The organism is Microbacterium suaedae (genome assembly GCF_003254645.1).
In the GTDB taxonomy this organism is placed as follows: domain Bacteria; phylum Actinomycetota; class Actinomycetes; order Actinomycetales; family Microbacteriaceae; genus Microbacterium; species Microbacterium suaedae.
In genome coordinates this window covers 1,305,059-1,317,096 of record NZ_PNFD01000001.1, presented here as the reverse complement: position 1 = coordinate 1,317,096, position 12,038 = coordinate 1,305,059, and the positions used below count along the sequence as shown (strand labels likewise).

The window sequence follows — 12,038 nt, the reverse complement described above, 5'->3', positions numbered from 1 at the left end:
CGCATGACGTCGATCGACGACCGACCCGCAGCGGCGAAGAAGGGCGGCACCGACAACGCCCTCATGGACGCACTGATCGGCACGCGGCGCATCTTCTCGCGCGCGGCGGATGTGTCGGAGGACAAGCGCGAGATCCACCACAAGGGCGGTCGCCAGGGCGACTCGTTCTATCGCTCGAGGTGGGCGCACGACAAGGTCGTCCGTTCGACCCACGGCGTCAACTGCACGGGATCGTGCTCGTGGCAGGTCTACGTGAAGGACGGCCTGATCACCTGGGAGTCCCAGGCGACGGACTACCCCTCGGCCGGCCCTGATATGCCCGAGTACGAGCCCCGCGGCTGCCCGCGCGGAGCCTCGTTCTCCTGGTACACGTACTCGCCGACGCGCGTGCGCTACCCCTACGTGCGCGGAGCGCTGATCCGCCTGTTCCGGGAGGCGAAGCGGCAGCATGGCGATCCTGTGCTCGCGTGGAAGTCGATCGTCGAGGATCCCGAGCGGGCGGCCGAGTACAAGGCGAAGCGCGGCAAGGGCGGGCTCGTGCGCGCGACGTGGGATGAGGCGGTCGAGATCGTCGCCGCCGCGTACGTCTACACCGTCAAGGAGATCGGTCCGGACCGCGCGACCGGCTTCTCGCCGATCCCGGCCATGAGCCCCGTGTCGTTCTCATCGGGTGCCCGATTCCACCAGCTCATCGGCGGATCCATGCTGTCGTTCTACGACTGGTACGCCGATCTTCCGCCGTCGAGCCCGCAGGTCTTCGGTGACCAGACCGATGTGCCCGAGTCGGGCGACTGGTTCAACTCGTCGTATCTGATGATGTGGGGATCCAACATCCCCCTCACCCGCACGCCCGACGCGCACTGGATGGCCGAGGCGCGATACCGCGGTCAGAAGGTCATCGCGGTCGCCCCCGACTACGCCGAGAACGTCAAGTTCGCGGACGAGTGGCTCGCACCCGCGTCGGGAACCGACGGCGCGCTCGCGATGGCGATGGGGCACACGATCCTCAAGGAGTTCTTCGTCGACTCCACGACCGAGTACTTCGATCGGTACGTGCGCCGGTACACGGATCTGCCGTTCGTGATCCGTCTCGAGGAGCGGGAAGACGGATCCGTCGTCCCCGGCAAGTTCGTCGTCGCGAGCGATCTTCCTGCCGGCGCGAGCGAGGAGAGCGACACGGAGCACGCGCAGTGGAAACCCGTTCTCTGGGACGAGACCACCGACTCCGTCGCCGTGCCGAACGGCACACTCGGTCATCGTTACGCGAAGGACGGCGAGGGGCGCTGGAACCTCGATCTGGGTGACATCGAGCCGCGCCTGTCGCTTCTCGAGGGGGCGGAGGGCGTCGTCGAGATCGAGCTGCCGCGATTCGACACGGCCGCGCAGGGGGAGATCGACACGATCCGCCGCGGGGTGCCGTACCGTACGATCGGCGGCACGCGCGTGACGACAGTGTTCGACCTGCTGCTCGCCGAGTACGGGGTGGGTCGCGCCGGCCTTCCCGGCGAGTGGCCGACGGGGCTCGACGACGCCGAGGTGCCGTGCACACCCGCGTGGCAGGAGCGCATCACGGGCGTTCCCGGCCAGGCCGCGGCGCGCATCGCCCGAGAGTTCGCGGCGAACGCGCGCGACTCGCAGGGGCGCTCGATGATCATCATGGGCGCAGGAACGAATCACTGGTTCCACTCCGATCAGACGTACCGCACGTTCCTCACCCTCACGACGCTGTGTGGGACGCAGGGGGTCAACGGCGGCGGCTGGGCGCACTACGTCGGTCAGGAGAAGATCCGGCCCTTCACCGGATGGCTGCACCTGGCGAACGCGCTCGACTGGTCGCGCCCGCCCCGGCAGCAGACGCAGACGACCTACTGGTACATGCACACCGACCAGTGGCGCTACGACCAGTTCGGTGCCGACACACTCGCCGCCCGCGCCGGGAAGGGGAAGTTCGCGGGGATGGCGACGGCCGACGCCGTCGCACAGGCGACGCGACTCGGCTGGCAGCCGTTCTATCCCTCGTTCGATCGCAATCCGCTCGACATCGTCGACGAGGCGAGAGCTGAGGGGAAGGGCGCGAGCGACTACCTCGTCGAGAAGCTCAAGAGCGAGGAGATCAACTTCGCGGTCGAGGATCCGGATGCCGACGGGAACCATCCGCGGATCTGGGCCATGTGGCGGGCGAACACGCTCGGTTCCAGCGCGAAGGGCGAGCAGTACTTCCTCAAGCACCTTCTCGGGGTCGACAACACGGTGTCGGCCGACGAGACGCCCGAGCACCTCCGCCCGCGCGATGTGCGCTGGCGTGAGAAGGGCAAGACGGGCAAGATCGACCTCCTTCTCACCCTCGACTTCCGCATGACGTCGACGACGCTGCACAGCGACGTCGTGCTGCCCGCCGCCACCTGGTACGAGAAGCACGATCTCTCGACGACCGATATGCACCCGTTCGTCAACACCTTCAATCCGGCGATCTCGACCCCGTGGCAGTCGCGCACCGACTGGGAGACCTGGCGCACGATCGCGGAGCGCTTCTCCGAGCTGGCCGAGACGCATCTCGGAACCCGCACCGACGTCGTCGCCTTCCCGCTTCAGCACGACACGCCTGACGAGGTGAACACCCCGCACGGCCGGGTGCTCGACTGGAAGCTCGGCGAGTGCGAGCCCGTGCCCGGCGTGACGATGCCGAAGCTCGTCGAGGTCGAGCGTGACTATACGAAGATCCACGAGAAGTTCACCTCGATCGGCCCGTTGCTCGAGAAGGCGGGCATGACGACGAGGGGCATCCCCTACGACGTGCATCACCACGTCGAGCGCCTCCGACGGCTCAACGGGGTCGTGCGGACGGGCGTGGGCGCGGGGCAGCCCAAGCTCGAGACCGACCGCCAGGCGGCCGACTACATCCTCGGGCTGTCGGGTACGACGAACGGGATGATGGCGACCGAGGGCTTCCATACTCTCGAGAAGCGTACGGGCGTGAAACTCGCCGATCTCTCGGCCGAGCACGAGGGCAAGCAGGTGTCGTTCGAGGACGCCAAGGCGGCGCCCGTGCCCGTCATCACCTCGCCCGAGTGGAGCGGATCCGAGACGGGCGGCCGCCGCTACTCGCCCTTCACGATCAACGTGGAGCGGCTGAAGCCGTGGCACACGCTGACGGGGCGCTACCACTTCTACGTCGACCACGACTGGTTCCTCGAGATGGGCGACATGCTTCCGGCGTTCCGCCCGCCGCTCGACATGAACGCCCTGTTCGGCGAGCGGAAGGTCGGTGACACCGACGGCACGACGATCTCGGTGCGCTATCTGACGCCGCACAACAAGTGGGCGATCCACTCGATGTATCAGGAGAACTTCTTCATGATGGCGCTCGGCCGCGGTGGCCAGACCATCTGGATGAGCGTCGAAGATGCCGAGGCCGTCGGTATCGCCGACAACGACTGGATCGAGGCCGTCAACCGAAACGGCGTCGTCGCGGCGCGCGCGATCGTGTCGCATCGGATGCCGAAGGGAACGGCATTCATGCACCACGCGCAGGAGCGCACCGCGAACGTGCCGCTGTCTGAGACGAGCGGCAAACGCGGCGGGATCCACAATTCGCTCACGCGCATCATGATCAAGCCCACGCACCTGGTGGGCGGCTACGGCCAGCTCTCGTTCGCGTTCAACTACTACGGACCGACGGGAAACCAGCGTGACGAGGTGACGGTGATCCGCCGTCGCACGAACCAGGACGTCGAGTACTGAGGGGAGTCGAACGATGCGAGTGATGGCGCAGATGTCGATGGTCATGAACCTCGACAAGTGCATCGGATGCCACACATGCTCCGTGACCTGCAAGCAGGCATGGACGAACCGCAAGGGCACCGAATACGTGTGGTTCAACAACGTCGAGACGCGGCCCGGGCAGGGGTATCCGCGGGGGTACGAGGACCAGGACAAGTGGCGCGGTGGGTGGGCGCTCTCGCGATCGGGGCGGCTCAAGCTGCGCGACGGCGGCAAGCTCAAGAAGCTCGCGTCGATCTTCTCGAACCCTAAGCTGCCCGAGATCGAGGACTACTACGAGCCCTGGACGTACGACTACGACAACCTCCTGTCGGCGCCCGAGCAGCAGCACATCCCCACGGCCAAGCCGAAGTCGCTCCTCACGGGCGAGGACATGCAGGTGAAGTGGTCGGGCAATTGGGACGACGACCTCGGCGGCACCTACGCCCACAAAGACAAGGACCCGATGCTGAAGGGCATCGAGGACAAGGTGAAGCTCGAGTTCGAGAGCACCTTCATGTTCTATCTGCCGCGCATCTGCGAGCACTGCCTGAACCCGTCCTGCGCCGCCTCGTGCCCGTCGGGAGCGATCTACAAGCGCGAGGAGGACGGGATCGTCCTCGTCGACCAGGAGCGCTGCCGGGGCTGGCGCATGTGCGTCTCGGGCTGCCCGTACAAGAAGATCTACTTCAATCACAAGACCGGCAAGGCCGAGAAGTGCACGTTCTGCTATCCGCGCATCGAGAACGGGGATCCGACGGTGTGCGCCGAGACGTGCGTCGGCCGCCTGCGTTACATCGGCCTCGTGCTCTACGACGCCGATCGCGTCACCGAGGCGGCGTCCGTGACGGATGAGCATGAGCTCTACGAGGCCCAGAAGAGCGTGATCCTGGATCCTCATGATCCGGAGGTCATGCAGGCTGCGGAGCAGGCGGGCATCTCGCACGACTGGATCATGGCGGCGCAGCGTTCGCCCGTGTACAAGCTCATCAAGGAGTACGAGGTGGCGCTGCCGCTGCACCCCGAGTACCGCACGATGCCGATGGTCTGGTACATCCCGCCGCTGTCGCCCGTCGTCGACGTCGTCAAGGACACGGGCTACGACGCCGAGGACGCCGTGAACCTGTTCGCGGCGATCGACGAGCTTCGGATTCCGCTCGGCTATCTCGCGAATCTCTTCACGGCGGGCGACGTCGACCTCGTCGCCGATGTGCTCAAGAAGATGGCGGGCATGCGCTCGTACATGCGCGACATCAACCTCGGGAAGCCGGGCGACGAGTCGATGCCCCTCTCGGTCGGCATGGAGCCCGAGGAGATGGACGAGATGTACCGCCTGCTCGCGCTCGCGAAGTACGACGACCGGTACGTGATCCCCGCGGGGCACTCCGAGTCGGCGCACGATCTCGAGGCGATCGGCACCGACTGCCCGCTCAACTTCGACGGCGGCCCGGGCATGGAGGACGTTCCCGGCGCACAGTCGAATGGGCAGAAGCTCGCGGACGACGGCCACCTCAAGGGGCGTGTCAATCTGCTGAACTGGAACGGTCGGGATACGCCGAAGGGCATGTTCCCCGAGCCGCGGACGGCGTGACGATGGCGCTGCGCGAGATGATCGGGGGCCTGCTCGGCCGCACCTCCGCCGAACAGGCGGATCCGGTACTCGACGACGAGCAGACGCGCGCCGCCTGGCTCGTCGCCTCGTGGCTGCTACAGTATCCGGACGAGGGGGCGTACGGGGCGCTGCCGTCGCTCGATGCGCTCGCGCGAACCCTGCCCGACCCGGTGCGCGAGGAGCTGCGCGGAGTGATCCGCGCGCTGACCGCGCGGGATCCGTACGAGGTGCGCGCCGAGTACGTCGAGACTTTCGACACGCGCCGTCGTGGCTGCCTGTACCTGACCTACTTCGCCAACGGCGACACGCGCCGCCGCGGCATGGCGCTGCTGGAGGTCAAGCAGCGCTACCGCGACGAGGGCCTCGAGGTCAGCGACGACGAGCTGCCCGATCACCTCGCCTATGTGCTGGAGTTCGGCGCGGCGCATAGCGTCGACGGGGCGCGCGGGATCCTCCTGGCCCACCGCGCGGGCCTCGAACTGCTGCGTCTGCACCTGCAGGAGGCCGAATCGCCCTGGCAGGGCGCCGTCGCGGCGGTGTGCCGCACGCTTCCGCCGCTCGACGGTGACGATCGAGCGGCCATCGCCCGGCTCGCCGCCGAGGGGCCCGCGGAGGAGGAGGTGGGTCTCACCGACGGGGCCGAGGACATGCCGCCGATGGACATGACCCCGTACGCGACCGGATCCGCCCCCGCCGGAACACCCGGCCGCGCCTTCTTCCCGATCGACTCGCTCACGCGCGCTCCGCTGAAAGGACGACCGCAATGAACGGCTCGCCGCTCGACGTGCTGCTGTGGCTCATCATCCCGTATCTCGCGCTCGCCGCGTTCGTGCTCGGCCACATCTGGCGGTATCGATACGACAAGTTCGGATGGACGACGCGGTCGAGCCAGATCTACGAATCGAAGCTGCTGCGGATCGGGTCGCCGCTGTTCCACTACGGCATCGTGTTCGTCTTCGTCGGACACGTCGTGGGACTCGGAATCCCGAAGTCCTGGACCGAGGCGGTCGGGATCACCGACGGCATGTACCACTTCATGGCGATCACGATCGGCACGGGCGCCGCGGCGGCCGTGATCGGCGGGCTCGCGATCCTCATCTTCCGGCGCCGCACGAACGCCCGGGTGTTCGGCGCCACGACGAAGCTCGACAAGCTCATGTACCTGATGCTCGCGGTCGTGATCCTCGCGGGAACGTACTCGACGATCTTCGAGAGCGCGCTCGGCCACTATGACTATCGTGAGGGCATCTCGGTCTGGTTCCGGCAGTTCTGGATGCTCCAGCCAGACATCGCGCTCATGGCGGCGGCCCCGCTGGGGTTCCAGATCCACGTGCTGACGGCGATCCTGCTGTTCGCGATCTGGCCGTTCACGCGCCTCGTGCACGTCTTCACGGTGCCTGTCGGCTATCTGACGCGCCCGTATATCGTGTACCGCTCGAAGGATCCGGTGCGGCAGCCGGTGCGTCGCGGCTGGGAGCCGAACGACTTCTGAGGCTCGTCAGCTCGCCAGGTGCTCGTCGCTCATGGGGCACTCGGCCGGCGGGGCGGCCGAGGAGAACTGCGGGCGGGCGTCGATGCCGAAGAGGGTCTGAATCGCGTCGAACACCTCGTCGGCGCGCCCCTCGACGGCGGCCTCCTGCGCTCGCACCGTCGGGGCGTGCAGCAGCATGCCGGTGAAGTGACGAAGCGCCTGCTCGATCTGCTCGGCGTTCTCGCGGTTCTTGCCGCGGCCGAGTTCGCGCTCGAGCACCTCGAAGACGTGCGTGCGGAGGGCGACGACGGCGGGCTGCGCCGTCTGCTGTCGACCGGCCTGTGCGAACTTCGCGGCGGCGTCGCGCACGATCTCGCGCGCGGCGTCGGATGCCTGCAGCTCCTCGAGCGGGGCGTGGAGGCGGATGGTCTCGAGGTCGAGCAGCGTGATGCCCTCGATGTCACCGACGTCCGGGTCGACGTTGCGGGGGAGACCGAGGTCGACGACGAAGGCCCGGCCGTCGAAGCCGCCGGCGCGGAGGGTGTCGGCACGGAGCACGGGCTCTTCCTGCGAGGTGCAGGTGATGATCATGTCGGCGTTCGCGGCTGCCGCGGCGAAGTCGTCGTGTGAGACCTGCGCGAGACCGTGCTTCGCGGCGAACTGCTGGCGGCCGGACGGCGAGTGAACCGTGACGGAGGCGACGCCGTGGTCGCGGAGTGCGGCGAGGGTCGCGGCGGCGTAAGCGCCCGTGCCGACGAGGAGCACGTCGATGTCGCGCCAGTCGGCGATGCGGCTGTCGGCGAGATCGAGGGCGAGGCGCACGAGGGAGCGCCCGGCGCGGCCGAGCGCCGTCGTGTTCTTGACGCTCTTCTGCGTTTCGGTGGCGCGCTGGAAGAGGCGCTCGAGCTCGCTCGTGGTCGTCCCATGCGCGCGGGCCTCGTCGAGCGCACGCCGCACCTGCCCGCCGATCTCACCCTCGCCGACGACGACCGACTCGAGTCCGGAGGCGACGGAGAAGAGGTGCTCGGCGACACGCATGCCCTTCTTGACCTCGTAGGCGCCGGACAGCTCGCCGCGCTCCACGCTCGTCGCGCGTTCCAGGGCGTCGCGGGTTGCCGCAAGGGCGGCGTCGTGCCCGGTGTCGGCCGGGAGATCGATGTCGAGGTACGCCTCGAAGCGATTGCACGTGGAGAGGACCACGGCGCCCGCGATCTCGGTGCCGACTTCGGAGATGAGGGGGGACAGCGGCTCGGCGTGCATGCTCAGCCGTTCGAGGAGCTCGAACGGCGCCGTCTTATGACTTGCGGACACACACAGCAGCACGATCAAGCATTCTACAGGCCGTCGAAGCTTGTTCTGAATGATTCCAGAGAATGAAGGGCACCCTTACTCATCGGATCCGCCCGGGGCGTCCTCTCGCCGGGCCGGCGTGATCCGGCATAGATTGGCCCGATGAGCTCCGATCGCGCACCCCGCCGATTCGCCGCCGTTCCTCCCGCGATGCGGGTCCTGGTGACCCTCGCCGCAGCCTTCGTCGTGCTGCTCGGGCTGTGGCTCGCCCGCGACATCTTCGGGCCTCTCGCGCTCGCCGCCGTGATCGTCATCATCTGCTATCCGATCGGCCCGGCCATCGTGCGCGCCGGTGCGCCGCGCTGGGTCGGCACGACGGGGGTGGTCCTGCTCGCCTACATCGTCCTCGCCGTGCTCGCCCTGCTGCTCACCTTCGCGATCATGGAGTTCATCCGGCTCGTGTCGGACCTCGTGCCCGATCTCACGCGCATGACGCAGGATGTCTACACCCTGCTCGAAGACCTCGGCGTCAGTGCGGCGTTCAGCGATCAGGTGACGTCGCTCTTCAGCGCGTCGAACCTGATCGGCGCGGTGACGTCGTTCTCGAGCAGCGCGATGGGCGTCGTCATGGCGTTCTTCTTCGTTCTCGCGTACGTCATTTTCATGGGCGTGGACTCGGCGCGGTATGCGCGCGCGGAGCTCGCCTTCGGGGCGCGGATCCGTCCCGTGCTCGACAGTATGCGCGCCTACTGCGCGGGCGTGCGCCGCTACTTCGTCGTCAACGCGTCGTTCGGCCTCATCGTCGCGGTCATCGACGGCATCGCGCTGTACCTGCTCGACGTGCCCGCGCCGATCGTCTGGGCGATTCTGTCCTTCGTCACGAACTTCGTGCCCAATATCGGCTTCGTGCTCGGACTCGTGCCGCCCGCCGTCCTCGCTCTGGTGACGAACGACTGGGTCACGGCCCTCCTCGTCGTCGCGGTGTACATCGTCGCAAACGTCACCCTGCAGGTGCTCATCCAGCCGAAGTTCGTCAGCGACGCCGTCGGCCTCACCCTCACGCTGAGCTTCTTCTCGGTCGTGTTCTGGACGTTCGTGATCGGCCCGCTCGGGGCGATCCTCGCGGTGCCTCTCACCCTGCTCGTGCGGGCGCTCGTTCTCGAGCCGGATCCGTCGGCGCAGTGGCTGCGGTGGCTGTCCGGAGACGACGACGCTCCGGACGAGCCGAACCGCCTTCCGGAGCGGGCCCTCGCCGACGAGCGATAGCGACTCGTTCCCGGACACGGCCCTCTCGGGTCGGGGTGGGATGATGGGCGCATGGCTCTCACCGACGCTCCGCTTGTCTCCGCGCTCCGTGGCGTGCGCCCCGCCACCGCCCCGGTCTGGTTCATGCGACAGGCCGGCCGGTCGCTCCCCGAGTACCGCGAGCTGCGGGTCGGCACGAAGATGCTCGACGCGTGCCTGCAGCCCGAGACGGCGGCGGAGATCACCCTGCAGCCCGTGCGCCGCCACGGCGTCGACGCGGCGGTGTTCTTCAGCGACATCGTCGTGCCGCTGAAGCTGGCGGGCGTCGAGGTCGAGATCGCGCCGGGCCGCGGGCCCGTGTTCGCGGATCCCGTGCGGACGGCCGACGACGTCGCGCGCGTGACGAGCATCCCGGCCTCGGAGATCGCCGAGCGCGCCGAGCCGATCCGCGAGGCCGTGCGGCTGACGACGAACGAGCTGAACCCGCAGGACATCCCGCTCGTCGGCTTCGCGGGGGCGCCGTTCACGCTCGCCGCGTATCTCGTCGAGGGCGGCCCGTCGAAGGAGCACATGCGCGCTCGCGCCATGATGCACGCCGACCCTGATGCCTGGCACCGGCTCGCGGGCTGGCTCGCCGAGATCTCGTCGGCGTTCCTCGGCGTGCAGATCGGCGCCGGGGCGTCGGCCGTGCAGCTTTTCGACTCGTGGGCCGGATCGCTTTCGCCCGCCGACTACCGAGAGTTTGTGGCGCCCCACTCGACGGCCGTGCTCAGCGCCGTGACGGAGGTGCCGCGGATCCACTTCGGAGTCGGAACCGGGCCGTTCCTCGCCGATATGCGCCTCGGCGGCGTGGCGGATGCCGTGGGCGTCGACTGGCGTATGCCGCTCGACGAGGCCGCGTCGATCGTCGGCCCCGACACGACCCTGCAGGGGAACATCGACCCGGCCATGCTGCAGGCGCCGTGGCCCGTGCTCGAGCAGCACGTGCGTGACGTCGTCGAGTCGGGCCGCGCGGCCCGCGCGCACATCGTGAACCTCGGCCACGGCGTGCCCCCGGAGACGGATCCGACCGTCCTCACGCGCATCGTCGAGCTGGTCCACTCGCTGTGAGCGAGTCCGAGTCCGACGACGCCGCCTACGACCTCGCCGAGCTGCACGAGCGGGCGGCCGGCCGCCGCATCGTTGTGGTCGGCGCGGGAATCGGCGGTCTCGTCACCGCTCTCGAGATCGCGAAGCTCGGCATCCAGGTCACGGTCATCGAAGCCGCGGCTCGCGCGGGCGGCGCGATCCGCTCTGCCGAGGTCGCGGGTCTCCCGCTCGATCTCGGCGCCGAGAGCTTCGCGACGCGCGGCGGGCACGTCGCGAAGATCCTCGACGAGCTCGGACTCTCCGGCGACATCGTGGATCCCGGAACGGGTGCGGGCGGCGCGTGGATCGCCGGCATCCCGGGCGTCGGCGCGGCGCCGATCCCGTCTGGCGGCATCCTCGGGATCCCCGCGAATCCGTTCGCGGAGGACGTGCGCCGCATCATCGGCTGGCGTGGCGCGTGGCGGGCGTACCTCGACCGCATCCGCCCCGTCCTGACGATCGGGCACGTGCGATCCCTCGGTGAGCTCGTCTCGTCGCGCGTGGGGCGGCGGGTGCTCGATCGTCTCGTGGCCCCCGTGACGACGGGCGTCTACTCGTCGTCGCCCGATCGCATCGATCCAGACCTCGCGGTGCCCGGGCTCAATCCGGCGATCACGCGCGCGGGCTCGCTCACGGGCGCCGTGCTCGCGCTCTCGCAGGAGCGCAAGACCGCGCCGGGCGGGGCTGTGCGCGGGATCCGCGGCGGCATGGGGCGCCTCGTGGACGCGCTCGTCTCCGCGATCGAGGAATCTGGCGGCGAGGTCCGCACCTCGGCTCCCGTCTCGCGCATCGAGAACCAGGACGACGGATCCTGGCGCGTCGCCCTTCCCGGAGACGAGGCGGAAGAGCTCGTCGAAGCCGACGGCGTCATCCTCGCGACCGAAGAGAGCTCTGCACGCGAACTCCTCGCCCCGCATGTCGCCGAGCTCGACGCGGAAGCGCCGGCCCCCGGCCCGGTCGTGACGGTTGTGACGCTCGTCGTGGAGAGCGCGGCGCTCGACGCGAAGCCGCGCGGAACGGGCGTGCTCACGGTTCCCGGATCGCACCGCGCGAAGGCGCTGACCCACACGACCGCGAAGTGGCAGTGGGTCGCCGAGCAGGCAGAGCCGGGCGTGCACGCCCTGCGCGTGTCCTTCGGGAGCGCCGCGGAGGATCCCGCGACGGACGGACTCGAGGACGAGGAGGCGGCGGTCCTCGCGCTCGAGGAAGCTTCGGCGATGCTCGGCGTCGAGCTGTCGCGCGCTCAGCTTCGCGGACATCGCGTCGAGCGCTTCGCGCAGTCGCAGCCGGCCTCGACGATCGGGCAGGCGGAGACCACGCGGGTCGCCCGAGACGCGATCCGCCGCGCTCCGCGGCTCGGGGCGGTCGGAGCCTGGCTGGCGGGAACGGGGCTCGCGCAGGTCGTTCCCGACGCCGTTGAGGAAGCCGATCGGGTGCGCCGCGCGGTGCTGTTCGCATCCGACGACTGAGCGCACAAGATTCCCGTTTGGGAATGTATCCCCTAACGTAGAACGCGCTGCAGCTCATCGACAT

At 68.7% G+C, this 12,038-nt stretch carries 8 protein-coding genes; 7 read left to right on the top strand and 1 reads right to left on the bottom strand.

Going from position 1 to position 12,038, the window contains the following annotated elements; all coding sequences use genetic code 11:
- Positions 1-3 precede the first annotated feature (3 nt).
- The 4 genes from C0012_RS05820 to narI are packed head-to-tail and all read left to right on the top strand — an operon-like array spanning position 4 to position 6,863.
- Positions 4-3,741 carry a nitrate reductase subunit alpha gene (locus C0012_RS05820; protein WP_110590131.1) on the top strand — a complete coding sequence of 1,246 codons (3,738 nt, stop codon included), beginning with the start codon at positions 4-6 and terminating at the stop codon, positions 3,739-3,741.
- 13 nt (positions 3,742-3,754) lie between these two features.
- Positions 3,755-5,350: a nitrate reductase subunit beta gene (gene narH / locus C0012_RS05815; protein ID WP_110590130.1), complete on the top strand. Its 1,596-nt coding sequence runs from the start codon at positions 3,755-3,757 to the stop codon at positions 5,348-5,350.
- A 2-nt stretch (positions 5,351-5,352) separates the two neighbouring features.
- Positions 5,353-6,138, top strand: coding sequence for a nitrate reductase molybdenum cofactor assembly chaperone (narJ, locus tag C0012_RS05810; RefSeq protein WP_232527809.1), 786 nt, complete (start codon positions 5,353-5,355; stop codon positions 6,136-6,138).
- Complete coding sequence (gene narI, locus C0012_RS05805; RefSeq protein WP_110590129.1) at positions 6,135-6,863, top strand: respiratory nitrate reductase subunit gamma; 729 nt, start codon at positions 6,135-6,137, stop codon at positions 6,861-6,863. The genes narJ and narI overlap by 4 nt, the downstream gene beginning before the upstream one ends.
- 6 nt (positions 6,864-6,869) lie before the next feature.
- On the opposite strand, the gene C0012_RS05800 is transcribed toward narI, so the two are convergent.
- Positions 6,870-8,165, bottom strand: a complete 1,296-nt coding sequence (locus C0012_RS05800) for a glutamyl-tRNA reductase (RefSeq protein WP_110590151.1) — start codon at positions 8,163-8,165, stop codon at positions 6,870-6,872.
- Positions 8,166-8,294: 129 nt separating this feature from the next.
- On the opposite strand from C0012_RS05800, the gene C0012_RS05795 reads away from it, so the two are divergent.
- Genes C0012_RS05795 through hemG form a run of 3 tightly spaced genes read left to right on the top strand, consistent with a single transcriptional unit; the run spans position 8,295 to position 11,974 of the window.
- Entirely contained in the window at positions 8,295-9,398 is a 1,104-nt protein-coding gene (locus C0012_RS05795; RefSeq protein ID WP_110590128.1) for an AI-2E family transporter, read from the top strand.
- A 51-nt stretch (positions 9,399-9,449) separates the two neighbouring features.
- Complete coding sequence (gene hemE / locus C0012_RS05790; RefSeq protein ID WP_110590127.1) at positions 9,450-10,487, top strand: uroporphyrinogen decarboxylase; 1,038 nt, start codon at positions 9,450-9,452, stop codon at positions 10,485-10,487.
- Positions 10,484-11,974, top strand: a complete 1,491-nt coding sequence (gene hemG / locus C0012_RS05785) for a protoporphyrinogen oxidase (RefSeq protein WP_110590126.1) — start codon at positions 10,484-10,486, stop codon at positions 11,972-11,974. Before hemE ends, hemG begins: the two co-directional genes overlap by 4 nt.
- Positions 11,975-12,038: the final 64 nt, after the last annotated feature.